Source organism: Mesorhizobium sp. AD1-1, from assembly GCF_020164655.1.
Taxonomy (GTDB): domain Bacteria; phylum Pseudomonadota; class Alphaproteobacteria; order Rhizobiales; family Rhizobiaceae; genus Mesorhizobium; species Mesorhizobium ciceri.
In genome coordinates this window covers 1-21,238 of record NZ_JAIUGP010000010.1, presented here as the reverse complement: position 1 = coordinate 21,238, position 21,238 = coordinate 1, and the positions used below count along the sequence as shown (strand labels likewise).

The 21,238-nt window shown below is 61.4% G+C and carries 32 protein-coding genes and 1 pseudogene; all 33 read right to left on the bottom strand.

Features of this window, described 5'->3' with window-relative positions; genetic code table 11:
* Nucleotides 1-2: 2 nt before the first annotated feature.
* Complete coding sequence (crcB, locus tag LB519_RS19085; protein WP_224620872.1) at nucleotides 3-377, bottom strand: fluoride efflux transporter CrcB; 375 nt, start codon at nucleotides 375-377, stop codon at nucleotides 3-5.
* A gap of 76 nt (nucleotides 378-453) precedes the next feature.
* Nucleotides 454-2,112: a hypothetical protein gene (locus LB519_RS19080; protein ID WP_224620871.1), complete on the bottom strand. Its 1,659-nt coding sequence runs from the start codon at nucleotides 2,110-2,112 to the stop codon at nucleotides 454-456.
* A gap of 170 nt (nucleotides 2,113-2,282) precedes the next feature.
* Nucleotides 2,283-3,113 (bottom strand): aspartyl/asparaginyl beta-hydroxylase domain-containing protein, encoded by an 831-nt coding sequence (locus LB519_RS19075; protein WP_063168068.1) that lies wholly within the window; start codon nucleotides 3,111-3,113, stop codon nucleotides 2,283-2,285.
* 171 nt (nucleotides 3,114-3,284) lie between these two features.
* On the bottom strand, nucleotides 3,285-4,592 hold the full coding sequence (locus LB519_RS19070) for a replication-associated recombination protein A (protein ID WP_013531441.1): 1,308 nt from the start codon (nucleotides 4,590-4,592) through the stop codon (nucleotides 3,285-3,287).
* A gap of 48 nt (nucleotides 4,593-4,640) precedes the next feature.
* The gene (locus LB519_RS19065) at nucleotides 4,641-6,128 is read right to left on the bottom strand and encodes a DegQ family serine endoprotease (RefSeq protein ID WP_013531440.1); all 1,488 of its coding nucleotides are present in this window, start codon (nucleotides 6,126-6,128) and stop codon (nucleotides 4,641-4,643) included.
* A 199-nt stretch (nucleotides 6,129-6,327) separates the two neighbouring features.
* Nucleotides 6,328-6,759: a 50S ribosomal protein L17 gene (gene rplQ, locus LB519_RS19060; RefSeq protein WP_013531439.1), complete on the bottom strand. Its 432-nt coding sequence runs from the start codon at nucleotides 6,757-6,759 to the stop codon at nucleotides 6,328-6,330.
* Between the two features lie 104 nt (nucleotides 6,760-6,863).
* Nucleotides 6,864-7,874 carry a DNA-directed RNA polymerase subunit alpha gene (locus tag LB519_RS19055; protein ID WP_013531438.1) on the bottom strand — a complete coding sequence of 337 codons (1,011 nt, stop codon included), beginning with the start codon at nucleotides 7,872-7,874 and terminating at the stop codon, nucleotides 6,864-6,866.
* Between the two features lie 102 nt (nucleotides 7,875-7,976).
* A complete protein-coding gene (rpsK, locus tag LB519_RS19050; protein WP_006205444.1) occupies nucleotides 7,977-8,366 on the bottom strand; it encodes a 30S ribosomal protein S11 in 390 nt (129 codons plus the stop codon).
* 162 nt (nucleotides 8,367-8,528) lie between these two features.
* Nucleotides 8,529-8,897: a 30S ribosomal protein S13 gene (gene rpsM / locus LB519_RS19045; RefSeq protein WP_013531437.1), complete on the bottom strand. Its 369-nt coding sequence runs from the start codon at nucleotides 8,895-8,897 to the stop codon at nucleotides 8,529-8,531.
* Between the two features lie 210 nt (nucleotides 8,898-9,107).
* Nucleotides 9,108-9,704: an adenylate kinase gene (locus tag LB519_RS19040; protein ID WP_013531436.1), complete on the bottom strand. Its 597-nt coding sequence runs from the start codon at nucleotides 9,702-9,704 to the stop codon at nucleotides 9,108-9,110.
* Nucleotides 9,701-11,041 (bottom strand): preprotein translocase subunit SecY, encoded by a 1,341-nt coding sequence (gene secY / locus LB519_RS19035; protein WP_013531435.1) that lies wholly within the window; start codon nucleotides 11,039-11,041, stop codon nucleotides 9,701-9,703. The genes LB519_RS19040 and secY overlap by 4 nt, the downstream gene beginning before the upstream one ends.
* 192 nt (nucleotides 11,042-11,233) lie before the next feature.
* A complete protein-coding gene (gene rplO, locus LB519_RS19030; protein WP_013531434.1) occupies nucleotides 11,234-11,710 on the bottom strand; it encodes a 50S ribosomal protein L15 in 477 nt (158 codons plus the stop codon).
* A 22-nt stretch (nucleotides 11,711-11,732) separates the two neighbouring features.
* Nucleotides 11,733-11,930: a 50S ribosomal protein L30 gene (rpmD, locus tag LB519_RS19025; RefSeq protein WP_006205449.1), complete on the bottom strand. Its 198-nt coding sequence runs from the start codon at nucleotides 11,928-11,930 to the stop codon at nucleotides 11,733-11,735.
* 24 nt (nucleotides 11,931-11,954) lie between these two features.
* Nucleotides 11,955-12,518: a 30S ribosomal protein S5 gene (gene rpsE, locus LB519_RS19020; RefSeq protein WP_006333394.1), complete on the bottom strand. Its 564-nt coding sequence runs from the start codon at nucleotides 12,516-12,518 to the stop codon at nucleotides 11,955-11,957.
* Nucleotides 12,519-12,666: 148 nt separating this feature from the next.
* Nucleotides 12,667-13,026 (bottom strand): 50S ribosomal protein L18, encoded by a 360-nt coding sequence (gene rplR / locus LB519_RS19015; RefSeq protein ID WP_013531433.1) that lies wholly within the window; start codon nucleotides 13,024-13,026, stop codon nucleotides 12,667-12,669.
* A gap of 138 nt (nucleotides 13,027-13,164) precedes the next feature.
* Nucleotides 13,165-13,698, bottom strand: coding sequence for a 50S ribosomal protein L6 (rplF, locus tag LB519_RS19010; RefSeq protein WP_013531432.1), 534 nt, complete (start codon nucleotides 13,696-13,698; stop codon nucleotides 13,165-13,167).
* 89 nt (nucleotides 13,699-13,787) lie between these two features.
* Complete coding sequence (rpsH, locus tag LB519_RS19005; RefSeq protein ID WP_013531431.1) at nucleotides 13,788-14,186, bottom strand: 30S ribosomal protein S8; 399 nt, start codon at nucleotides 14,184-14,186, stop codon at nucleotides 13,788-13,790.
* 12 nt (nucleotides 14,187-14,198) lie between these two features.
* The gene (gene rpsN, locus LB519_RS19000) at nucleotides 14,199-14,504 is read right to left on the bottom strand and encodes a 30S ribosomal protein S14 (RefSeq protein WP_013895695.1); all 306 of its coding nucleotides are present in this window, start codon (nucleotides 14,502-14,504) and stop codon (nucleotides 14,199-14,201) included.
* 27 nt (nucleotides 14,505-14,531) lie between these two features.
* Nucleotides 14,532-15,131, bottom strand: a complete 600-nt coding sequence (rplE, locus tag LB519_RS18995; protein ID WP_013531429.1) for a 50S ribosomal protein L5 — start codon at nucleotides 15,129-15,131, stop codon at nucleotides 14,532-14,534.
* On the bottom strand, nucleotides 15,124-15,438 hold the full coding sequence (rplX, locus tag LB519_RS18990; protein ID WP_013531428.1) for a 50S ribosomal protein L24: 315 nt from the start codon (nucleotides 15,436-15,438) through the stop codon (nucleotides 15,124-15,126). Before rplX ends, rplE begins: the two co-directional genes overlap by 8 nt.
* Nucleotides 15,439-15,450: 12 nt before the next feature.
* Nucleotides 15,451-15,819, bottom strand: a complete 369-nt coding sequence (gene rplN / locus LB519_RS18985) for a 50S ribosomal protein L14 (RefSeq protein ID WP_006205457.1) — start codon at nucleotides 15,817-15,819, stop codon at nucleotides 15,451-15,453.
* Nucleotides 15,820-15,902: 83 nt separating this feature from the next.
* On the bottom strand, nucleotides 15,903-16,142 hold the full coding sequence (rpsQ, locus tag LB519_RS18980; protein WP_010909280.1) for a 30S ribosomal protein S17: 240 nt from the start codon (nucleotides 16,140-16,142) through the stop codon (nucleotides 15,903-15,905).
* Between the two features lie 11 nt (nucleotides 16,143-16,153).
* The gene (gene rpmC / locus LB519_RS18975) at nucleotides 16,154-16,354 is read right to left on the bottom strand and encodes a 50S ribosomal protein L29 (RefSeq protein ID WP_006205459.1); all 201 of its coding nucleotides are present in this window, start codon (nucleotides 16,352-16,354) and stop codon (nucleotides 16,154-16,156) included.
* Nucleotides 16,355-16,367: 13 nt separating this feature from the next.
* Complete coding sequence (gene rplP, locus LB519_RS18970; RefSeq protein WP_013531427.1) at nucleotides 16,368-16,781, bottom strand: 50S ribosomal protein L16; 414 nt, start codon at nucleotides 16,779-16,781, stop codon at nucleotides 16,368-16,370.
* Between the two features lie 27 nt (nucleotides 16,782-16,808).
* The gene (rpsC, locus tag LB519_RS18965) at nucleotides 16,809-17,534 is read right to left on the bottom strand and encodes a 30S ribosomal protein S3 (protein WP_013531426.1); all 726 of its coding nucleotides are present in this window, start codon (nucleotides 17,532-17,534) and stop codon (nucleotides 16,809-16,811) included.
* Nucleotides 17,534-17,923, bottom strand: coding sequence for a 50S ribosomal protein L22 (gene rplV / locus LB519_RS18960; protein ID WP_006205462.1), 390 nt, complete (start codon nucleotides 17,921-17,923; stop codon nucleotides 17,534-17,536). The genes rpsC and rplV overlap by 1 nt, the downstream gene beginning before the upstream one ends.
* Nucleotides 17,924-17,925: 2 nt before the next feature.
* Nucleotides 17,926-18,204, bottom strand: a complete 279-nt coding sequence (gene rpsS / locus LB519_RS18955; RefSeq protein WP_006205463.1) for a 30S ribosomal protein S19 — start codon at nucleotides 18,202-18,204, stop codon at nucleotides 17,926-17,928.
* A gap of 16 nt (nucleotides 18,205-18,220) precedes the next feature.
* Nucleotides 18,221-19,054: a 50S ribosomal protein L2 gene (rplB, locus tag LB519_RS18950; RefSeq protein WP_024505067.1), complete on the bottom strand. Its 834-nt coding sequence runs from the start codon at nucleotides 19,052-19,054 to the stop codon at nucleotides 18,221-18,223.
* Nucleotides 19,055-19,076: 22 nt separating this feature from the next.
* The gene (locus tag LB519_RS18945; protein ID WP_013531424.1) at nucleotides 19,077-19,370 is read right to left on the bottom strand and encodes a 50S ribosomal protein L23; all 294 of its coding nucleotides are present in this window, start codon (nucleotides 19,368-19,370) and stop codon (nucleotides 19,077-19,079) included.
* Complete coding sequence (rplD, locus tag LB519_RS18940) at nucleotides 19,367-19,987, bottom strand: 50S ribosomal protein L4 (protein ID WP_013531423.1); 621 nt, start codon at nucleotides 19,985-19,987, stop codon at nucleotides 19,367-19,369. The genes LB519_RS18945 and rplD overlap by 4 nt, the downstream gene beginning before the upstream one ends.
* Complete coding sequence (gene rplC, locus LB519_RS18935; protein WP_013531422.1) at nucleotides 19,987-20,715, bottom strand: 50S ribosomal protein L3; 729 nt, start codon at nucleotides 20,713-20,715, stop codon at nucleotides 19,987-19,989. Before rplC ends, rplD begins: the two co-directional genes overlap by 1 nt.
* A gap of 61 nt (nucleotides 20,716-20,776) precedes the next feature.
* The gene (rpsJ, locus tag LB519_RS18930; protein ID WP_010909272.1) at nucleotides 20,777-21,085 is read right to left on the bottom strand and encodes a 30S ribosomal protein S10; all 309 of its coding nucleotides are present in this window, start codon (nucleotides 21,083-21,085) and stop codon (nucleotides 20,777-20,779) included.
* Nucleotides 21,086-21,154: 69 nt separating this feature from the next.
* Nucleotides 21,155-21,238 (bottom strand): annotated as a pseudogene (locus LB519_RS18925) (elongation factor Tu); the annotation flags it as partial.

Genomic DNA, 21,238 nt, shown 5'->3' with positions numbered 1-21,238 from the left:
CACTAAGGCAGGCTTCTTGCGAGCCAAAGTCCCAGAAACAGGGCGATAATGGCGCCAATGACGCTGGCAAGGGCATAAACCAGCGCAGGCAGCGTGGCTCCTCGCTCCCACAGCGTCGCAAAATCGAGCGAAAAGGCTGAGAAGGTGGTGAAGCCGCCAAGAATGCCGGTGGCAACGAACAGCCTGACCTCGTTCGATCCGCCACGGCGCATCATGGAGGCGATGAACAGCCCCATGGCGAAGGAGCCGATGACGTTGATGGCCATCGTGCCCCAGGGATAGTTAGGGCCGACAAAACGCAGCGCGCCGATGTTGGTAAGGTGACGAATGCCGGCACCGATGCCGCCACCGACGACGACGAGAAACAGATTGAACATGACCGTTTACTGCCCCCGCAGGGCTGCCCGGTCAATCCCTCGTTGTGGGCGCAACCGCACGGACCAGCCGAGCTCGTCACCACTCAGGCGTTGCCCATCCCGGATATTTTTTCCTGAACTCGTTATAGAGGTCATCGATCTCCGTTTTGCCGATAGGGCGCGCCTGTTCGTAGAGGTAGCCCTTGACGTCGCCGGACAGCTGGTACGCCGCGATGCGCCTGTATGCTGCGCCGATGCCTTTGCCCTCGACAATGTATTGGTCCGGTATCGAGACACAGAGCTGCGCACCCGGCTGCAGATGGGTAACGGGCGGATCGGTCACGACAACGTATTTGGACTTCAACGCCGCCGGTCTGAATCGATCGCGACTATCGACCTGACAAGCCCACTCGATGCGAGGGTAAAGGTCCTTGTCCATTTCATAGAGCAATGAGTCGCTCATGATCCCGCTGGACGCAAATACCGACAACCGGTCCCCAGGTCCCATCTTTCCAAGAAGGTCATCGATAAGACGCCTGTATTCTGGAAGATTGTCGAGTTGCAGCGGGAGCGTGGCTTCCCTGGCAAAGACGTAGCTGATCGGTGACAGCACCTGGCGGCCAATTGGGAAAAAAGTACCGAAAAACGCCAGCACGGCGGCAACGGCTATCGCGGCGTTCGACCATCGCGATCTCAGCGCCGGCATCGAAACGATCGCAACGATTGCCTGGGCGTAGGCAGGAAAAAGCCAAAGAAACATTGGCACCGAATGGTGGCGATCCGGGTCCTGCATGCGGGTGAAGAGGAAGAAGGTAAGTACCGAAGCAACGGCACAGAACAGGGAAAATCTGTTTTGGCGTATGATGGAGATGCAAAGGCCGAATACGATCAACAGCCAGTTCACATAGCTGAGCCGCGATCCTGCCTGGTCAACCTGTGAAACGAAGCTTGTCTTGTATCCGCTGTAAAGGTCGCCATAGCTGGTTCCCAGTATCTTGAGGGTCAGGGGTTGCTGGAAGGTCAGCGCGGCTCCGACAACCACGAGGATCACACACAGGCCCCCGACGGCGGCATTGCGGAGTGCCGGGACGTCGCGGTCTTTCGCGACCTGCAGAAAACAGAAGAAGGCTGCGGAAGTTCCGACCCCGATGACGGGATAGGCATACCAGCGGCGCAGCACGAATGCCAACCACAGGCATACGCCGACACGCATTCCGCTGATCACCGGTTCATGGGTCAGGAACCTCGATTTCCAGAGAAAATAGGTTGCCGCGCAAAGCGCGAGGCAGCCGGCAATGTCCGGCAACCCACGAAGCGTCGCCGCCCAGAAGGGCGTGTAGAGAAAGGCCGCAATCCATACGGTGAGCCAGCTTCGGCATGAAGGCGTCCCGGTCGCCGCCTCCAGATAGCTTGTTCTGCCGATGAGAAGAGCGGTCGGAACCAGGTAAACAGCGACTATTCCGGCGATGTAGGAAAACCTCGAATCGCCAAAAATGATGTGAAACGGCATCAGCGGCACCAGGATCGCCGCACTGTAGTCGTCGGTGGCGATCGAGGTCCTCAAATGGCTGAGCCACTCGAGAGGGCTCTGAACCAAGAGCGTGCCCTGCCGGCTAAACGTGTCGAAATAGGCAGCGAAGTCCCAGTAATAGACAGGCTGTTCAAGCCCTACATAGATGAGAGCAAGAGCAATTCCCACAAGAGCGGTGCACACATATGTCGTTGCCCAAAATCCGAGAGATTTGTTCTTCGTCACTTGCGGCCGCCAGAAGGAGAAGAGGCAGAACTATCAAAGCCAGCCCGGACTACCGTTTATGCAGCCAGGATCCGTTCCGGCGCATGAGCGGCCGACAAGGATTGGCCAAGTCTCACATGCAGAGCACCCAGACGCTGCCGGCAGGGCCGGCAGCACCGATTTTCCAAAGCTTAGGTCGTCCCGGCATTCTTCGGCTTGGTCGAACCGATCATTTTCCAGTTCTTGTAGAACATGGAATTGATGCGCTCGACGCTCACCGAGACGATGGCCAGCATACCCGCGATGAGGCGGGGAACCGGGGATGGCCTGATAATGTCCATGAACACGCAGTAGCGGCGGCCGTCATACTCGTTGACCGAGCGATGCAGCAGCGTGTCGTCGAAGATGAACAGCGGATTGTCGTACCAGTAATTCTTGACGTTGCCGCACTCGACGAAAATCTCCGACTTCACCGGGATCAGATTGTAGAGAATGCGCAAGCTGAGCCGCAGCGGGCCGAAATGCCAGGACGTCGATTCGCGCTTGCTGAAGACGGAAACGGCGATGGTCTTGATGTATTTGAAATCCTTGTTGAACTCGGCGACGTTGTCGATCCTGTGCTTGCCGTACCACTGGTAGACATACATGCCGCGCCGGCCGGCGCCGAAATTGGCATCGATATCGGCGATGATCTCATCCTTGCGCGCCTTGAAGATATCCAGGACCTCGTTGACCTCGCGCTGATAGTCGGCGGGAAACTGCTCCAGCTTCCACACGCCAGGATTTCTGTAGCACAAGAGGTCGACCAGCAGGTTGAACGGCGAAAGCAGCCAGGTGAACAGGCCGTTGCCGAGAAAATAGCCTGAGAACAGCGACAGATCCTTGCGGTCGTTGCGCAGCACGTCGATCAGGCCGCAGACGATGAAGATCGTCGTCAGGATGGGGATGAAATAGAAGCCAAGGGCGAGAAGCGGGATGGCAATGGCGAATTTGCGAAGGGATTTGCGAAGATTTTTTGTCATTTTTCCACGCGCCAAGCGCGATCCTGTTGCGAATGAGGTGCCCAAATCAAGGCAATGGCCACCGCCCGGTCGTGCGCCTTGATAAGGTTTTTTGGGTTACCACACAACGGCCCTGCTACCGCGGCCGGCTGGCTGCCTGGCGGATCTGGTCAATAGCCTCACGCAAGCCGGCTATTCCCGCTCTTTGCGCAGCTTTGCCCAATAATCGAGCCGCTTCCTGATATCGCGCTCGAAGCCGCGCTCGGGCGGATCATAGAAGGTCTGGCGACCCATCTTCTCCGGAAAATAATCCTGCCCCGAAAAGGCATCCGGCTCGTCATGGTCGTAGCGGTAGCCCGCGCCATAATCCTCCTCTTTCATCAGCTTGGTCGGCGCGTTGAGGATGTGCTTGGGCGGCAGCAGCGAGCCGTGTTCCTTGGCGGCCCGCGTGGCGGCCTTGAAAGCGTTGTAGACGGCGTTGGATTTGGGCGCGGTGGCGAGATAGACGGTGGCCTCGGCAAAGGCGAGTTCGCCTTCGGGCGAGCCGAGATAGTCGTAGGCATCCTTGGCGGCATTGGCGACGACAAGCGCCTGCGGGTCGGCAAGGCCGATGTCTTCCATGGCCATGCGCACCAGCCGGCGGCCTAGATAGAGCGGATCCTCGCCGGCATCGAACATGCGTGCGAGATAGTAGAGAGCCGCGTCAGGATCTGAACCGCGTACCGATTTGTGCAGCGCCGAGATCAGATTGTAATGGCCGTCCTGGCCCTTGTCGTAGATTGGCGCGCGGCGCTGGACGATGCGCTGCAGACCCTCGGGATCGAAGACCTCGCCGGGCTTGGCTGCTCGCCAGACTTCCTCCGCCAGGGTAAGAGAGGCGCGGCCGTCGCCATCGCTCATGCGGATGAGCATGGCCCGCGCCTCGTCGTCGAGCGGCAGCGCCCTGCCCTCGGTCTCCTCCGCCCGCGCCATCAGCTTGGAGATGCTCTCCTCGCCAAGCGAATGGAAGACCAGAACGCGCGCGCGTGACAACAAAGCGGCATTCAGTTCGAAGGACGGGTTTTCCGTCGTGGCGCCAACCAGCACGACTGTCCCGTCCTCCATGACCGGGAGGAAACTGTCCTGCTGCGCGCGGTTGAAGCGATGGATCTCGTCGACGAACAACAAGGTCTGGCGGCCATTGGCACGGCGCAATTTGGCTGATTCGAACACCTTTTTCAGGTCGGCGACGCCGGAAAAGACAGCCGATATCTGCTCGAAGGCGAGACTCGTTTCACCGGCGAGCAACCGCGCCACGGTGGTCTTGCCGGTGCCGGGCGGCCCCCAGAAAATCATCGAGCCGAGCGAGCCGGAACCGATCAACCGGGTCAGCGCGCCGTCAGGCCCCGTCAGATGCTCCTGGCCGACGACCTCGCCAAGGTTCCTCGGCCGTAGCCTGTCGGCCAGCGGCCGCCCAGGCGGCTTCTTTTCCGGTTCATCGACGCTGAACAGATCGGCCATGCACTTCTTTTTCGTTGGAGCATGAGCCCGAATGCACGGAACCCAGCCCTAATAACGCAACACCTGACGCAGTATCTGCCCGCCGCGCTCGACCGTAAAGCGCCACCAGCGCGTATCCGTCTTGGCCGCCAGCTCCAGGGTCGCTGCGGTATCGATGGTGGTGCCGTTCACCTCGCGCACGATGTCGCCCGGCTGGAAGCCGAAATCGGCGGCCGGTGAATCGCGGTTGATGTCGACCACGGTGACGCCCTTGATGTCCGTGCGCAGGCCAAGCCGCTGCGCGAGCCGGGGCGAAAGCTCCGCGACCTTGGCGCCCGAGAACGGGCTGCGGCCATGCAGCGTCACCTCGGCAGCCTTCATGCCTTCCGGAGCACGCTCCAGCGCGATATCCATCGCCGCCTGCTGGCCCTTGGTCAGAACCGCGAAATTGGCGGTGGTGCCGATCGACAGCGTCGCCATCCGGTAGTCCAGCGCTTCGATGCTCTCGACCGGCTTGCCGTTGAGCTGCAGCACCACGTCGCCGGGCTTGAGCCCTGCCTTGGCGGCCGGTCCGGTCGCCTCGACCGACGAAACCAGCGCACCGGTCGGCTTCTCCATGCCGAGCGATTCTGCGATCTGCGGCGTCACCGCTTCGAACTCGGCGCCGATATAGGGCCGTTCGAAGAAGTCGAGCCCGGCCTTGGCCGCGTCGGCAAAGGCGCGAACCATGTTCGAGGGAATGGCGAAGCCGATGCCGATCGAACCACCGCTGCGGCTGTAGATGGCCGTGTTGATGCCGACCAGCTGGCCGCCCATGTTGATCAGCGCACCGCCGGAATTGCCGGGATTGATGGCGGCGTCGGTCTGGATGAAGAAGCTGGAATCGGAGACGCCGATATGGCTGCGGGCCAGTGCCGAGACGATGCCGCTGGTGGTGGTCTGGCCGACGCCGAAGGGGTTGCCGATGGCCAGCAGCAGATCGCCGACCTCGAGCGCGTCGGAATCGCCGATGGCAATGACCGGAAACGGCTTGTCCGAGGTGATCTTGAGCACGGCAAGGTCGAGAGTCTCGTCCTTGAGCAGCACCTTGCTGTCGAACTCACGCCCATCAGCGGTCGCCACCTTGACCCGGTCGGCATCCTTGATGACGTGGTAATTGGTGACCACGACGCCAGTCGGATCGACCAGCACGCCGGAGCCCAGCGAAGACTGCGCGCGCGGCTGCGAGCGGCCGAAGAATTCTTCGAAGAACGGATCACCGTCGAAAGGCGATGTCACCTTGGCGGTCTGCGAGGCATAGACATTGACCACCGCCGGCGCCGTCTGCTTGACCAGCGGCGCAAACGACAGCTGCACCTCCTCGCGACCGAACGGCACGCGCTTGTCGGGACCGGACGTCGCGTTCTCGCCCTCGACGCCATGCAGCAGGTCGGTCAGCACATCTGACAGGCCGGGATCTGTCTTGGTCTCCTCGGCCAATGCCTGCCTGACCACCGGTGCGGCCGCAAACGCCATGATGGCGAAAAGCAGAACAAAGGGCAGTCTTCTGGCGCGCATTCGCGAATCCTCCAAGGCAAGTTCGGGGGCATTGTCCCGACGATTGTGCAAAATGAAAGGCTAAGCCGCTGAAATCCGACTATTTTGGGCCAAAACCCCAGGGGCATGCCCGGAAATCGGATTCCGGCGCGGTTTGCTGCTTTCAGAAAACAAAAAGGGGCCCGCAGGCCCCTTTGAACTCATTTGGGAAAACCGAGCCTTATGCGGCTGCGGCGTCCGCGTCAGCGCTTTCGGCCTCGATGCGAGCGCGGTCGCCGGCGCCCTTGGCCGAGACGTCGCGATCGACGAACTCGATGACAGCCATGGCGGCGTTGTCACCGTGACGGAAGCCCGCCTTCATGATGCGCAGATAGCCGCCATTGCGGTTGGCGTAGCGCGGCGCGATGGTGTCGAACAGACGCTTGACGACGCCTTCATTGCCGATCTGGGCAATGACCTGGCGGCGGGCGTGCAGGTCGCCACGCTTGCCGAGCGTCACCAGCTTCTCGACGATCGGACGCAGGTCCTTCGCCTTCGGCAAGGTTGTGACGATCTGCTCGTGCTCGAGCAGCGACACGGCGAGGTTGGCGAACATCGACTTGCGATGGCTAATGCTTCGGGCGAAGCGGCGGCCTTTGAAACCGTGGCGCATGGCTCTTTTCCTTCTTCAGTTGTTCAAGAGGCCGCGGCCTCTGATGGTTTTCCGCATGACCGTCGGATCGAGCGGCCCACGCCGCCGATCCTTGGAATTCATGCTCAATATTGGTCTTCGTAACGCTTAGCGAGGTCTTCGATGTTTTCCGGCGGCCAGTCCGGCACTTCCATGCCGAGGTGCAGGCCCATCGCCGCCAGGACTTCCTTGATCTCGTTCAGCGACTTGCGGCCGAAGTTCGGGGTGCGCAGCATCTCGGCTTCGGTCTTCTGGATCAGGTCGCCGATATAGACGATGTTGTCGTTCTTCAGGCAGTTGGCCGAACGCACCGAAAGCTCGAGTTCGTCGACCTTCTTGAGCAGCGCCGGGTTGAAGGCGAGCTCGGTGACGGCCTCGGCGGCGACTTCCTTCTGCGGCTCGTCGAAGTTGACGAACAGGCCGAGCTGGTCCTGCAGGATGCGGGCGGCGAAAGCCACTGCGTCCTCGCCGGTGATCGAACCGTCGGTCTCGATCGTCATGGTCAGCTTGTCATAGTCGAGAACCTGGCCCTCGCGGGTGTTCTCGACCTTGTAGGAGACCTTCTTGACCGGCGAATAAAGGCTGTCGACCGGGATGAGGCCGATCGGCGCGTCTTCGGCGCGGTTGCGGTCGGCCGGCACGTAACCCTTGCCGGTGTCGACGGTGAATTCCATGCGGATTTCAGCGCCTTCGTCCAGCGTGCAGATGACGTGGTCGGGGTTGAGGATCTCGACGTCGCCAACCGTCTGGATGTCGCCGGCAAGAACCGCACCCGGTCCCTGCTTGCGAACGACCATGCGCTTGGGACCATCGCCTTCCATGCGGATGGCGATTTCCTTGATATTCAAGACGATGTCGGTCACGTCCTCGCGCACACCGGCGATGGACGAGAATTCATGTAGAACGCCGTCGATCTGCACGGCGGTAACAGCCGCACCGCGCAGCGAAGACAGAAGCACGCGGCGCAGCGCGTTGCCCAGCGTCAGGCCAAAGCCACGCTCGAGAGGCTCGGCGACCAGCGTGGTCAGCGTCTTCTTCTTCGACGAGAACTCGATCTTGTTCGGCTTGATCAGTTCCTGCCAATTTTTCTGGATCATGATGCTTTCCTTCCGTTGACCCGCCACCATCCAATCGTGGCGGGCGACCTGGAATGCCACGGAGGAGCGCCCAAGGGCGCTCGCGCGGCGTTCGGTAAATGCTTAGACGCGACGCTTCTTGCGCGGGCGGCAGCCATTGTGCGGGATCGGCGTCACATCACGGATCGAGGTGATGGTGAAGCCGGCCGCCTGCAGGGCGCGCAGTGCCGATTCACGACCGGAGCCGGGTCCGCAGACCTCGACTTCGAGCATGCGCATGCCGTGTTCCTGGGCCTTCTTGGCAACATCCTCGGCAGCCATCTGGGCAGCGAACGGGGTCGACTTGCGCGAACCCTTGAAGCCCTGGGCACCGGCCGACGACCAGGCAATCGAATTGCCCTGTGCATCGGTGATGGTGATCATCGTGTTGTTGAAGGTCGAATTGACGTGGGCAACGCCCGACGAGATATTCTTGCGTTCGCGACGGCGAACACGAGCGGCTTCCTTGGCCATGATAGTCCTTTCAGTTGATCTCTACACCGCCGTAATGCCAGCGGCTCCACCTTCGTAAGGGAGTAGGGGAATAGGGCAGCAAGGGAGTAGGGAAAAGTGCGACCCGACTGGCGGGCATTCCCTACTGCCTTACTCCCCTACTCCCTTATGCCCCTAAAAAAATTACTTCTTCTTGCCGGCGATCGACTTGGCCGGGCCCTTGCGGGTGCGCGCATTGGTATGCGTGCGCTGGCCGCGGACCGGCAGCGAGCGGCGGTGACGCAGGCCGCGGTAGCAGCCGAGGTCCATGAGCCGCTTGATGTTCATCGAGACTTCGCGGCGCAGGTCGCCTTCAACCTGGTAATCGCGGTCGATGGTCTCGCGGATCTGCAGCACTTCCGCGTCGGTCAGCTGGTTGACGCGGCGCTCGGCCGGGATGCCGACCTTGTCGACGATCTCCTGGGCGAACCGCTTGCCAATGCCGTGAATGTACTGAAGCGCAATGACAACGCGCTTGTTGGTCGGAATGTTGACGCCGGCTATACGAGCCATGTTCTTCCCTTCTCCATGTGGGCCGGCCAATCCTCAAAAACAAGGTAGGCTCGGCGCTGTCTTAAGTTGCCCCGCGTCCGGTGGAGGCCGGCCCATGCGGGAGTTTCCAGTTCAATGCGGCTGCCTTGCCCTTGCGGACAAGCAAAGCTCATGCCTGATAGGAAGACGGGCCGCCATACCGCAGCGAACCGCCTCCGTCAAGTGCAATCGTTAATTTCCCCGCACCGCGTCCTTGAGCACCGCTTCGATCTGTTCCGTCACGGCGTCGATATCGGCCATGCCGTCGACACTGCGGAGCTTGCCCTTGGCATAGTAGTAGCCAATCAGCGGCGACGTCTTCTTGTAGTATTCCCTCAGGCGCTCTTCGAACACGGTCGGATTGTCGTCCTTGCGAACGGGAAGGCCGGCGGCCTGCGCCTCGTCGGCGCGTTTGACGATCCGGCCAACCAGGGCCTTGTCGTCGACCACGAGTTCAATGACGGCGTCGAGCCCCTGGGAGCGATCCGACAGCATCTGCTCGACCGCATCCGCCTGCACCAGGGTCCGCGGATAGCCGTCGAGGATGAACCCCTTGGCGCAGTCGGGCTGATCGATACGCTCAGCGACGATCGCGTTGACGATCGCGTCGGACACCAGTTCACCGGCATCCATCACCGCCTTGGCGCGCTTGCCAACCTCGGTGCCTGCCTGGACAGCAGCGCGCAGCATGTCGCCCGTCGAGAGCTGGGGTATGCCGTGTTTTTCTACCAGTCTTTGTGCTTGCGTCCCCTTGCCCGCTCCTGGCGGCCCAAGCAATATCAACCTCATCTGGCTTTCTTCCCCCCGCGCAGCTTCGACTTCTTGATCAGGCCTTCATACTGGTGCGCGATCAGGTGACCCTGAATCTGCGCAACCGTATCGAGCGTGACACTGACCACGATCAGAAGCGATGTGCCACCAAGGTAGAATGGTACGCCAGTCGCCGAGATCAGGAACTCCGGCAGCAGGCACACCAGCACCAGATAGATGGCGCCGACGACGGTGATGCGGGTGAGAACGTAATCGATATAATCGGCGGTGCGCTCGCCCGGACGATAGCCCGGGATGAAGCCCGAATGCTTCTTGAGCTGGTCGGCGGTGTCCTTCGGGTTGAAGACAATCGCGGTGTAGAAGAAGGCGAAGAACACGATCATCGCCGCATAAAACAGCATGTAGAGCGGCTGGCCGTGGCCGAGCGAGGCGAGCACGGTGCTTGCCCACGCCGGCAGGTTCGTCGTCTGCGAGAAGCCGGCGACGGTGGCCGGCAGCAAAAGCAGCGACGAGGCAAAGATCGGCGGAATGACGCCCGACGTGTTGAGCTTCAGCGGCAGGTGCGAGGTATCGCCCTGGAACATCCGGTTGCCGACCTGGCGCTTCGGATACTGGATCAGCAAACGGCGCTGGGCGCGCTCGAAGAACACGATGAGCGCAATGACGACGATAGCCAGCACGATGATCGCCAGGATCAGGCCGGTCGACAGCGCGCCGGTGCGGCCAAGCTCCAGCGTGCCGGAGATGGCGTGCGGCAGGCCGGCGACGATGCCGGAGAAGATGATCAGCGAAATACCGTTGCCGATGCCGCGGGCGGTGATCTGCTCGCCCAGCCACATCAGGAACATGGTGCCGCCGACCAGCGTGACGACGGTCGAGATGCGGAAGAACATGCCGGGGTCACTGACGATGCCGTTGCCGCCTTCCAGCCCGACCGAAATGCCATAGGCCTGGACCAGCGCAAGCAGCACGGTGCCGTAGCGCGTGTACTGGTTGATGACCTTGCGGCCCTGTTCGCCTTCCTTCTTCAGCGCTTCCAGTGACGGGATGACCGACGTCATCAGCTGCATGATGATGGAGGCGGAGATGTAAGGCATGATGCCGAGCGCAAAGATCGCCATGCGCTGCACGGCGCCGCCGGCGAACATGTTGAACATGCCGAGCACGCCCTTGCTCTGCGAAGAGAAGGCCTGGGCGAAGGCGTCGGGATTGATACCGGGAAGCGGGATATAGGTGCCGAGGCGATAAACCAGCAGCGCGCCGATCGTGAACCAGATGCGCTTCTTCAAATCCTCCGCCTTGGCGAAGGCCGAGAAATTCAGATTCGAGGCTAATTGTTCAGCAGCCGAAGCCATGCCTGATTCTCCGCTTGGTAACGCTTGATGGCCCTGAGGTCAGGCGGCGCGTTTCACCGAAGCTCACGAGATAAGCTCCGGGCTCTAAACATGCAAGCGGCCGCGGTGACGCGGCCGCCCCCTTGAGCAGATCAAAGCGAAATCGTGAGCAAAAACGGATCCCACTCCTGCCGATCGCGCTTCAAATTGCCGTTACTCGGCAGCTGCCTTTTCCTGCGGCAGCTTGACCGAACCGCCGGCCTTTTCGATCTTCTCGATCGCGGCCTTGGAGGCGCCGGCGACGTCAAAGGCGAGCTTCGCCTTGATCTCGCCATCCGAGAGGATGCGCACGCCGTCCTTGACGCGGCGGATGACGCCGGCGGCAACCAGCGATTCAGCCGTCACGGTTGCCTTGGCGTCGAGCTTCTTGGCGTCGATGGCCACCTGGATGCGGGCCAGCGACACGACGGTGAAGCTCTTGGCGAAGATGTTGTTGAAGCCACGCTTCGGCAGGCGCCGGTAGAGCGGCATCTGGCCACCCTCGAAGCCGTTGATGGCGACGCCGGAACGCGCCTTCTGGCCCTTGACGCCGCGACCGCCGGTCTTGCCGGAGCCGGAGCCGATACCACGGCCGAGACGCTTCTTGGAGTGCGTCGCGCCGTCCTTGTCACGCAGATCGTTGAGTTTCATCTGACTTCTCCTGCGCTCTGGCTCAGCCCTCGTCCACGACGCGGACGAGATGCTGGACGGCAGCGATCATGCCGCGCACGGAGGGCGTATCTTCCAGCGTGCGCTGCTTGTGCATCTTGTTGAGGCCGAGGCCGACCAGCGTCGCGCGCTGTTCCTTCGGACGGCGGATCGGCGAACCGATCTGCTCAACGGTGATGGTCTTGGTTGCTTTCTTGGCCATGGTCAAAATCCCTGGTCAGATCGACTATTCTTCAGCCGCAACGGCGGTGCCGCGGCGGGCCTGAAGGGTCGAATACTTGATGCCGCGAGCAGCAGCCACATCCTTGGGATGCATCTGGCTCTTCAGCGCGTCGAAGGTGGCGCGAACCATGTTGTAGGGGTTCGACGAACCCATCGACTTGGCGACCACGTCATGCATGCCGAGCGTCTCGAAGACAGCGCGCATCGGGCCACCGGCGATGATGCCGGTACCTTGCTTGGCGGCGCGCAGCAGCACGCGTCCAGCACCCCAGCGTCCTTCGACGTCGTGATGCAGCGTACGGCCCGAGCGCAGCGGCACGAAAATCATGTCGCGCTTGGCCGATTCAGTTGCCTTGCGGATAGCTTCCGGCACTTCGCGCGCCTTGCCGTGACCAAAGCCGACGCGGCCCTTCTGGTCGCCGACGACGACGAGTGCTGCAAAACCGAAGCGACGGCCGCCCTTGACGACCTTGGCGACGCGGTTGATGTGGACGAGCTTGTCCACCATGCCGTCATCGCGTTCTTCACGATCGCGGCCGCGGCCGCCATCCCTACGTTCCTGTGCCATATCCTGTTCCTTGTTTTTTTCCGGAAGCACGGTTGCTGATAAGATCCGGTGCCTCGCCCCGATTAAATCGGGAAACGGTCACCGGGGGCGAAATCATTTCCTTCGCATAATCTTTATCCGAAAAGTCTGCAACTTTTCGGGATCATGCTTAGAAGCTCAAGCCACCTTCGCGGGCAGCCTCGGCGAGCGCCTTGACGCGGCCGTGATAGATGTAAGCGCCGCGGTCGAAGACGACTTCCTTGACGCCGGCCTTGGTGGCGCGCTCGGCGATCAGCTTGCCGATCGCGGTGGCGGCAGCGGTGTCGGCGCCGGTCTTGAGCGAACCCTTGAAGTCCTTCTCGAGCGTCGAAGCGGCGGCGATGGTGTGGCCCTTGGCGTCGTCGATGACCTGCACATAGATGTTCTTCGACGTGCGGTGAACCGACAGACGCGGACGCTCGCCGGCGACCTTCTTGATCTGACGACGGACGCGCTGCGCGCGGCGCTGCGTGGATTCCTTGGTACCCATGATGGTCTTCCTTGCCTTCAAAAAACGGGGGCCGCCATATGCGGTAGGCGAAAGCGCCTCCCGCGACCGCTCCCCGCGGCGTTACACTCTTGGCTTGGCCCTTTCCGAAAAGTCTTCAACTTCTCGAGGCCAGGCCTACTACTTCTTCTTGCCTTCCTTGCGGACGATCTTCTCGCCGGCGTAGCGGACGCCCTTGCCCTTGTAAGGCTCGGGACCACGATACTCGCGGATCTCGGCCGCAACCTGGCCGACCTGCTGCTTGTCGATGCCGGCCACGGTGATTTCAGTCGGCTTCGGCACGGTGATGGTGATGCCCTGCGGCGTCTCATAGACGACGTCATGGCTGAAGCCAAGGGCCAGCTGCAGGTTCTTGCCCTGAAGTGCCGCGCGATAGCCGACGCCGGTGATCTCGAGCTTCTTCTCGAAACCGTCCTTGACGCCCTGCAGGATGTTGACGATCTGCGTGCGCGACATGCCCCACTTGGAGCGGGCGGTCTTGGTCTGGTCGCGCGGCTGGACAGCGATCTCGCTGCCTTCCATCTTGACCAGCACTTCGTCGTTCACCACGAACTTCAGCTCACCCTTGGGGCCCTTCGCCGTCACGGTCTGGCCGTTGACGGTCGCGGTCACGCCCTGCGGCAGCGAAACGGGTTTCTTTCCAATACGAGACATTTTGTTGTCCTCGTCACTTCTCTTGTTTCAGGTCTCTGTCTTCGGGAACGATCCGAAGACCGGATTCCACTTTGCGGTCAACTGCCAGATCAGAAGATCTGGCAGAGGATCTCACCGCCGACGTTCTGTTCACGTGCTTCATGGTCGGCCATCACGCCCTTCGGTGTCGAAAGGATGGCGATGCCGAGGCCGTTTGCGACCTGCGGAATCGACTTGGCCGAAACATAGACGCGGCGGCCTGGCTTCGAAACGCGGGCTATTTCGCGCACGACCGGCGCGCCGTCGAAATACTTCAGCTCGATCTCGATTTCGGACTTGCCGTTGTCGAAGTCGGTCTGGCTGTAATCGCGGATATAGCCTTCAGCCTTCAGCACGTCGAGGACGCGGGTGCGCAGACGCGAAGCCGGCGTCGAAACGCTCGACTTCTTGCGGCCATACGCGTTGCGGATGCGGGTCAGCATATCGCCGAGAGGATCGCTCAATGACATGTTATGTCCTCCTTACCAGCTCGACTTGACCAGGCCCGGGATCTGGCCGTTATTGCCGAGATCACGAAGCGCGATGCGCGATACTTTGAGCTTGCGATAGTAGGCGCGCGGACGGCCGGTGACTTCGCAGCGGTTGCGGATGCGTATCTTGGCCGAGTTGCGCGGCATGGCGGCAAGCTTGAGCTGAGCGCGGAAACGCTCTTCCATCGGCTTGGACTGATCCATGATGATCGCCTTGAGCGCAGCCCGCTTGGGACCGTACTGGTCGGCAAGCTTGCGGCGCCTGTTGTTCTTCTCGACTGAGCTGGTCTTTGCCATTTCAGATTTTTCCTTTTCTCGCTGCCGTTACTGGCGGAAGGGGAAGTTGAAGGCCTTGAGCAATGCCCTGGCTTCGTCGTCCGTCTTCGCAGTCGTACAAACGATGACGTCCATGCCCCAGATCTGATCAACCTTGTCGTAGTTGATCTCCGGGAACACGATGTGTTCCTTGATGCCCATGGCGTAGTTGCCACGGCCATCGAAGCTCTTCGGATTCAGTCCGCGAAAGTCGCGGACGCGCGGCAGTGCGATGTTCACGAGACGGTCAAGGAACTCATACATGCGTTCCTTGCGCAACGTGACCTTGGCGCCGATCGGCATCTTCTCGCGGACCTTGAAGCCGGCGATCGAGTTGCGGGCGCGGGTGACGACGGCCTTCTGGCCGGCAATCATCGCCAGGTCTTCGGCCGCGATCGAAGGCTTCTTCGAATCGGCGGTCGCTTCGCCGACGCCCATGTTCAGCACGATCTTGTCGATGCGCGGAACCTGCATCTCGTTGTCGTAGCCGAACTGTTCCTGCAGCGCCTTGCGGATGGTCTCGTTGTAGACCTGCTTGAGGCGCGGCGTGTTCTGAGCCTTGGACTGTTTGCTTTCAGCCTTGGGCTTCGTGGTTTGAGCCTTAGCCATTGATGACTTCTCCCGAGCGCTTGGCGACGCGCACCTTCTTGCCGTCCTTCTGGAAGATGAAGCCGACGCGGGTCGGCTTGCCATCCTTGGGGTCGGCCAGCGCGATGTTCGACAGCTGGATCGGCGCTTCCTTGGTGATGATCCCGCCCTCTTGGGACTGGGACTGCTTCTGGTGACGGCGGATCATGTTGACGCCGCGCACCAGCGCGGTGTCTTCCTTCGGCTGTACCGAGAGGACTTCGCCCGAACGGCCCTTGTCCTTGCCGGCCAGCACGACGACCTTGTCGCCTTTTCTAATCTTTTGCATTGGTCCGGCTCCTTACAGCACTTCAGGCGCGAGCGAGATGATCTTCATGTGGTTCTTGGCGCGGAGTTCGCGCGGAACCGGTCCGAAGATACGCGTGCCGATCGGCTCTTTCTTGTTGTCGACGAGAACGGCCGCGTTCTTGTCGAAACGGATCACGCTGCCGTCCGGGCGGCGGATGTCCTTGGCCGTGCGAACCACGACCGCCTTCATCACATCGCCCTTCTTCACGCGGCCGCGCGGAATGGCTTCCTTGATCGACACCACGATGATGTCGCCCACGGAAGCGTATTTCCGCTTCGAGCCGCCCAGCACCTTGATGCACATGACACGACGGGCGCCGGAATTATCCGCGACGTCGAGGTTTGTTTGCATCTGAATCATGACTGGCCGCCTTCTTCTCTTCTAACGGGATGGGCTCAAAACCCCTCCCCGGTCTGTCCAAAATTCGTTGTTTACGCCCGAGGTCAGGCTTGGTCCGAAGACACGACGATCCAGCGCTTGTCCTTGGAAATCGGCTTCGATTCCTGGATGAACACCTGATCGCCAACCTTGTGGGCGTTGTTCTCGTCGTGCGCCTTGTACTTCTTGGTCATGCGCACGGTCTTCTTCATCACGGGATGCGTGAAGCGCCGTTCGACCTTGACGACAACCGTCTTCTCGTTCTTGTCGCTGACGACGGTGCCCTGCAGAATGCGCTTTGGCATGGTTTTCGTCCTTAAGCCTTCTTAGCCGCGGACTTTTCCGCAGCGATGGTCTTGATACGCGCAATATCCTTACGGACCTGTCTCACGCGCGCGGTCTTCTCGAGCTGGCCGGTGGCCTTCTGGAAGCGCAGGTTGAACTGCTCCTTCTTCAGGCTGGCCAGGTCGTCGGTCAGCTGGTCCTGGGTCTTGGTCCGGATGTCTTCGGCTTTCATGATCAGCCCGTCCTTATTCTGCGATGCGCTGCACGAAGCGCGTCTTGACCGAGAGCTTGGCCGCGCCGAGACGCAGTGCCTCACGGGCGGTTTCTTCATTGACGCCGTCGATCTCGAACATGATGCGGCCCGGCTTGACGCGCGCCGCCCAGTAATCGACCGCGCCCTTGCCCTTACCCATGCGGACTTCGGTCGGCTTCGAAGTGACCGGCACGTCCGGGAAAATACGGATCCAGACGCGACCAGCGCGCTTCATTTCACGGGTGATCGCGCGGCGGGCCGCCTCGATCTCACGTGCGGTGACGCGGTTCGGCTCAAGCGCCTTCAGCCCGAAACCACCGAAATCCAGGTTGGTGCCGCCCTTTGCGGTACCATGGATACGGCCCTTGAACTGCTTGCGGAACTTTGTGCGCTTTGGCTGCAGCATCGTTCTAACTCCAAATTCCTAAATGTCTCAGGCGTTTTCGCGACGACGACCGCGTTCGCGATCACCACCACCGCCATGCGCTGCATCGCTTTCGCTGGCCCGACGCTCCGAAGCCATCGGGTCATGCTCAAGGATCTCGCCCTTGAACACCCAGACCTTGACGCCGCAGATGCCATAAGCCGTGTGCGCTTCGGCCGTACCGTAGTCGACGTCCGCACGCAGCGTATGCAGCGGCACGCGGCCTTCGCGATACCATTCCATGCGCGCGATCTCGGCGCCGCCGAGGCGGCCGGCGCAGTTGATGCGGATGCCTTCGGCACCGAGGCGCATCGCCGACTGAACGGCACGCTTCATGGCGCGGCGGAACGCGATACGACGCTCGAGCTGCTGGGCGATCGACTGGGCGACCAGGGTCGCGTCGATCTCCGGCTTGCGCACTTCAACGATGTTGAGGTGCGTCTCGGACTTCGTCATCTCCATCAGCTTCTTGCGAAGCTTCTCGATGTCGGCGCCCTTCTTGCCGATGATCAGACCCGGGCGCGCGGCATGGATGGTGACGCGGCACTTCTTGTGCGGACGCTCGATCACGACCTTCGAGATGGCAGCCTGCTTGAGCTCCTTCTCGAGATACTTGCGGATCTTGATGTCCTCATGCAGCAGCTTGCCGTACTCGCCGGTGTTCGCGAACCAGCGCGAATCCCAGGTGCGGTTGATGCCGAGGCGAAGACCGATCGGATTGACTTTCTGGCCCATTATGCGGCCTCCCCTTTTTCTTCGACTTCACGAACGACGATCGTGAGGTGCGAGAACGGCTTCTCGATACGGCTGGCGCGACCGCGGCCACGGGCATGGAACCGCTTCATGACGATCGACTTGCCGACATAGGCTTCCGCCACGATCAGTGCATCGACATCCAGGTCGTGGTTGTTTTCCGCGTTGGCGATTGCCGATTCCAGCGTCTTCTTGACCGTGCCGGAAATCCGCTTGGCCGAGAATTCGAGATCGGAAAGCGCTGTCGCGACCTTCTTGCCGCGGATCAGCGCGGCAACCAGGTTCAGCTTCTGCGGGCTGATACGGATCGTGCGCAATACGGCGCGCGCTTCGTTATCAGCAAGCCTGCGCGGAGCTTTGGCCTTGCCCATGATTATTTCCTCTTCGCCTTCTTATCCGCGCCGTGACCGTAATAGGTCCGGGTCGGAGCGAATTCACCGAACTTGTGACCGACCATGTCCTCGTTCACCGAGACGGGAACATGCTTCTGGCCGTTGTAGACACCGAAGGTGAAGCCGACGAACTGCGGCAGGATGGTGGAGCGACGGCTCCACATCTTGATCACCTCATTGCGACCACCTTCACGAACCTTGTCCACCTTCTTGAGAAGGTAGCCGTCAATGAAGGGGCCTTTCCAAATCGAACGAGTCACTTGGCGTTACCTCTTCTTAGCTCTTGCGCTGATGGCGCGAGCGCAGGATGAACTTGTCGGTCGCCTTGTTGGACCGCGTCTTCTTGCCCTTGGTCGGCTTGCCCCAGGGCGAAACCGGATGGCGGCCACCCGATGTGCGGCCTTCGCCGCCGCCGTGCGGATGGTCGACCGGGTTCATGGTCACGCCGCGATTGTGCGGGCGCTTGCCACGCCAGACCGTGCGACCGGCCTTGCCGTCATTGATGTTGCCGTGGTCCGGATTGGACACGGCGCCAACAGTGGCCATGCAGGAGCCGTGAACGACACGCTGCTCGCCCGAATTGAGGCGCAGGATCGCCATGCCCTGGTCACGACCGACCAGCTGACCGTAACCACCTGCCGAACGGGCGACCTGAGCGCCCTTGCCCGGCTTCAGCTCGATGTTGTGGACGATGGTGCCGACCGGCATCGAAGCCAGCGGCATCGCATTGCCCGGCTTCACGTCGACCGATTCACCGGACACGATCTTGTCGCCGGGAGCCAGACGCTGCGGAGCGATGATGTAGGACAGCTCGCCATCGTCATACTTGATCAGCGCGATGAAAGCGGTGCGGTTCGGATCGTACTCAATGCGCTCGACCGTGCCGACGACGTCGAACTTGCGGCGCTTGAAGTCGATGATGCGGTACGAACGCTTGTGACCACCGCCGATGAAGCGGGCGGTGATGCGACCGTGATTGTTGCGGCCGCCCGACTTGGTCAGGCCTTCGGTCAGACCCTTGACGGGCTTGCCCTTGTAGAGGCCCGAGCGGTCGACGATGACCAGCTGACGGGTGCTGGGCGTTACCGGGTTGAATTTTTTCAGTGCCATTGTTCTGTCCTCGCGGCCTTGCTCAGAGACCCGTCGCGACGTCGATCGACTGGCCATCGGCCAGCGTCACAACCGCCTTCTTGACGTCGCTCTGGCGGCCAACCGTGCCACGGAAGCGCTTGATCTTGCCCTTGCGGACAAGCGTGTTCACGGCCATCACCTTGACGCCGAACAGCGCTTCGACGGCGGCCTTGATTTCCGGCTTCGACGCCTTCTTGGCGACGTTGAAGACGACCTTGTTCTGCTCGGAGGCCATGGTCGACTTTTCGGTGATCGCCGGCGAGACGATCACGTCGTAATGACGAAGGTCGGTCATTTAAAACGCTCCTCGAGAGCCTCGACGGCGGCCTTCGAAAGGACCAGCGTGCCGCGGCGCAGAATGTCGTAGACGTTGATGCCCTGGATGGGCAGCACGTCGATGTTGGGGATGTTCGTCGCCGCCAGCTTGAAGTTCTTGTCAAGCTCGGCGCCGCCGATCAGCAAAGCATTGGTCAGGCCCAGCGTCGCGAAATTCGCGATCAGCGCCTTCGTCTTGGCCTCGGTCAGCTTCAGCTCGTCGATGATGATGATCGACGCGCTCTTGGCCTTGGCCGAGAGAGCATGCTTGAGGCCGAGAGCGCGAACCTTCTTCGGCAGTTCGTGCTCGTGGCTGCGAACGACCGGGCCGTGGGCCTTGCCGCCGCCGCGGAACTGCGGAGCGCGTGCCGAATGGTGACGGGCGCGGCCCGTACCCTTCTGCTTGTACATCTTGGCGCCGGTGCGCGCGATCTCGGCGCGACCCTTGGTCTTGTGCGTGCCCTGCTGCTTCTTGGCAAGCTGCCAGCGCACGACGCGCTGCAGGATGTCTTCGCGCGGATCAAGGCCGAAAATCTCGTCGGAGAGTTCCACCTTGCCGGCGTCCTTGCCGCCCAGCGTTGTGATCTTGAGATCCATTATTCCGCTCCCTCTGTGGCCGGAGCCTCGTTCTTGGCGCCACTTTCGGCAGCAACGGCGCGGATCGCGGCAGGCTTCGGCGCATTGGCCGGCAGTGCCACCTTGGCCGCATCGCGGACCAGGATCCAGGCGCCCTTCGATCCGGGAACCGCACCGCGGATCAGGATCAGGCCGCGGTCGGCGTCGGTCGACACGATCTCGACATTCTGCGTGGTGACGCGGGTGTCGCCCATGTGGCCAGCCATATGCTTGCCCTTGAACACTTTGCCCGGGTCCTGGCGCTGGCCGGTCGAACCGTGCGTACGGTGCGAAACCGAGTTACCGTGCGTTGCACGGCCACCGCCCATGTGGTGGCGCTTGATGACGCCCTGAAAGCCCTTGCCGATCGTCGTGCCCGTCACATCGACCTTCTGGCCGGCGACGAAGTGCTCGACGGTGATCTCGGCGCCGACATCGATCATATTGTCGGCGGAGACGCGGAACTCGGCGACCTTCGCCTTCGGCTCGACGGAAGCGGTCGCGAAATGGCCGCGCATCGCCTTCGACGTGTTCTTCACCTTGGCAAGGCCAACGCCGAGCTGAACGGCGGTGTAGCCATTCTTCTCTTGCGTGCGCTGGGCCACGACCTGGCAGTTCTCCATCAGGAGAACGGTGACGGGAACATGTTCCCCGGCATCGTTATAGATGCGGGTCATTCCCACCTTCTTTGCAATCACACCTGAACGCATCGGTTCAATTCCTTTAGAGTTCCGGGCCAGGGGCACCGCCCCTTACCGCGCTCTCATTCCCTTAGAGCTTGATCTCGACGTCGACGCCGGCGGCCAGATCGAGCTTCATCAAAGCATCGACCGTCTGCGGGGTCGGATCGACGATGTCGAGCAGACGCTTGTGCGTGCGCATCTCGAACTGCTCGCGGCTCTTCTTGTCGACGTGAGGCGACCGGTTGACCGTGAACTTTTCGATCCGCGTCGGCAGCGGAATGGGGCCGCGGACGTTTGCACCGGTACGCTTGGCCGTCGACACGATTTCCTTCGTCGAGGCGTCGAGCACGCGGTGGTCAAACGCCTTAAGGCGGATGCGGATATTCTGTCCGTTCATGCGTCACTTCCTTGTTCTGGCGCGGCGCGGGCAACTCCCGCGCCCGCGACAGATCGGTTTAAGTCCAAATTACTCTTTGATGGTGACGACGATGCCGGCACCGACGGTGCGGCCGCCTTCACGGATAGCGAAGCGCAGCTTCTCTTCCATGGC

Bases quoted from the DNA above. Each gene is read 5' to 3' on its own strand.
- crcB (WP_224620872.1), bottom strand. From the start codon at position 377: ATGTTCAATCTGTTTCTCGTCGTCGTCGGTGGCGGCATCGGTGCCGGC.
- LB519_RS19075 (WP_063168068.1), bottom strand. From the start codon at position 3,113: ATGACAAAAAATCTTCGCAAATCCCTTCGCAAATTCGCCATTGCCATC.
- LB519_RS19070 (WP_013531441.1), bottom strand. From the start codon at position 4,592: ATGGCCGATCTGTTCAGCGTCGATGAACCGGAAAAGAAGCCGCCTGGG.
- LB519_RS19065 (WP_013531440.1), bottom strand. From the start codon at position 6,128: ATGCGCGCCAGAAGACTGCCCTTTGTTCTGCTTTTCGCCATCATGGCG.
- rplQ (WP_013531439.1), bottom strand. From the start codon at position 6,759: ATGCGCCACGGTTTCAAAGGCCGCCGCTTCGCCCGAAGCATTAGCCAT.
- LB519_RS19055 (WP_013531438.1), bottom strand. From the start codon at position 7,874: ATGATCCAGAAAAATTGGCAGGAACTGATCAAGCCGAACAAGATCGAG.
- rpsK (WP_006205444.1), bottom strand. From the start codon at position 8,366: ATGGCCAAGGAAGCCGCTCGTGTTCGCCGTCGCGAACGCAAGAATATC.
- rpsM (WP_013531437.1), bottom strand. From the start codon at position 8,897: ATGGCTCGTATAGCCGGCGTCAACATTCCGACCAACAAGCGCGTTGTC.
- LB519_RS19040 (WP_013531436.1), bottom strand. From the start codon at position 9,704: ATGAGGTTGATATTGCTTGGGCCGCCAGGAGCGGGCAAGGGGACGCAA.
- secY (WP_013531435.1), bottom strand. From the start codon at position 11,041: ATGGCTTCGGCTGCTGAACAATTAGCCTCGAATCTGAATTTCTCGGCC.
- rplO (WP_013531434.1), bottom strand. From the start codon at position 11,710: ATGAAACTCAACGATCTGCGTGACAAGGACGGCGCGACGCACTCCAAG.
- rpmD (WP_006205449.1), bottom strand. From the start codon at position 11,930: ATGGCCAAGAAAGCAACCAAGACCATCACCGTTGAGCAGATCGGTTCG.
- rpsE (WP_006333394.1), bottom strand. From the start codon at position 12,518: ATGGCACAGGAACGTAGGGATGGCGGCCGCGGCCGCGATCGTGAAGAA.
- rplR (WP_013531433.1), bottom strand. From the start codon at position 13,026: ATGGGTACCAAGGAATCCACGCAGCGCCGCGCGCAGCGCGTCCGTCGT.
- rplF (WP_013531432.1), bottom strand. From the start codon at position 13,698: ATGTCTCGTATTGGAAAGAAACCCGTTTCGCTGCCGCAGGGCGTGACC.
- rpsH (WP_013531431.1), bottom strand. From the start codon at position 14,186: ATGTCATTGAGCGATCCTCTCGGCGATATGCTGACCCGCATCCGCAAC.
- rpsN (WP_013895695.1), bottom strand. From the start codon at position 14,504: ATGGCAAAGACCAGCTCAGTCGAGAAGAACAACAGGCGCCGCAAGCTT.
- rplE (WP_013531429.1), bottom strand. From the start codon at position 15,131: ATGGCTAAGGCTCAAACCACGAAGCCCAAGGCTGAAAGCAAACAGTCC.
- rplX (WP_013531428.1), bottom strand. From the start codon at position 15,438: ATGCAAAAGATTAGAAAAGGCGACAAGGTCGTCGTGCTGGCCGGCAAG.
- rplN (WP_006205457.1), bottom strand. From the start codon at position 15,819: ATGATTCAGATGCAAACAAACCTCGACGTCGCGGATAATTCCGGCGCC.
- rpsQ (WP_010909280.1), bottom strand. From the start codon at position 16,142: ATGCCAAAGCGCATTCTGCAGGGCACCGTCGTCAGCGACAAGAACGAG.
- rpmC (WP_006205459.1), bottom strand. From the start codon at position 16,354: ATGAAAGCCGAAGACATCCGGACCAAGACCCAGGACCAGCTGACCGAC.
- rplP (WP_013531427.1), bottom strand. From the start codon at position 16,781: ATGCTGCAGCCAAAGCGCACAAAGTTCCGCAAGCAGTTCAAGGGCCGT.
- rpsC (WP_013531426.1), bottom strand. From the start codon at position 17,534: ATGGGCCAGAAAGTCAATCCGATCGGTCTTCGCCTCGGCATCAACCGC.
- rplV (WP_006205462.1), bottom strand. From the start codon at position 17,923: ATGGGCAAGGCCAAAGCTCCGCGCAGGCTTGCTGATAACGAAGCGCGC.
- rplB (WP_024505067.1), bottom strand. From the start codon at position 19,054: ATGGCACTGAAAAAATTCAACCCGGTAACGCCCAGCACCCGTCAGCTG.
- LB519_RS18945 (WP_013531424.1), bottom strand. From the start codon at position 19,370: ATGACCGACCTTCGTCATTACGACGTGATCGTCTCGCCGGCGATCACC.
- rplD (WP_013531423.1), bottom strand. From the start codon at position 19,987: ATGGATCTCAAGATCACAACGCTGGGCGGCAAGGACGCCGGCAAGGTG.
- rplC (WP_013531422.1), bottom strand. From the start codon at position 20,715: ATGCGTTCAGGTGTGATTGCAAAGAAGGTGGGAATGACCCGCATCTAT.
- rpsJ (WP_010909272.1), bottom strand. From the start codon at position 21,085: ATGAACGGACAGAATATCCGCATCCGCCTTAAGGCGTTTGACCACCGC.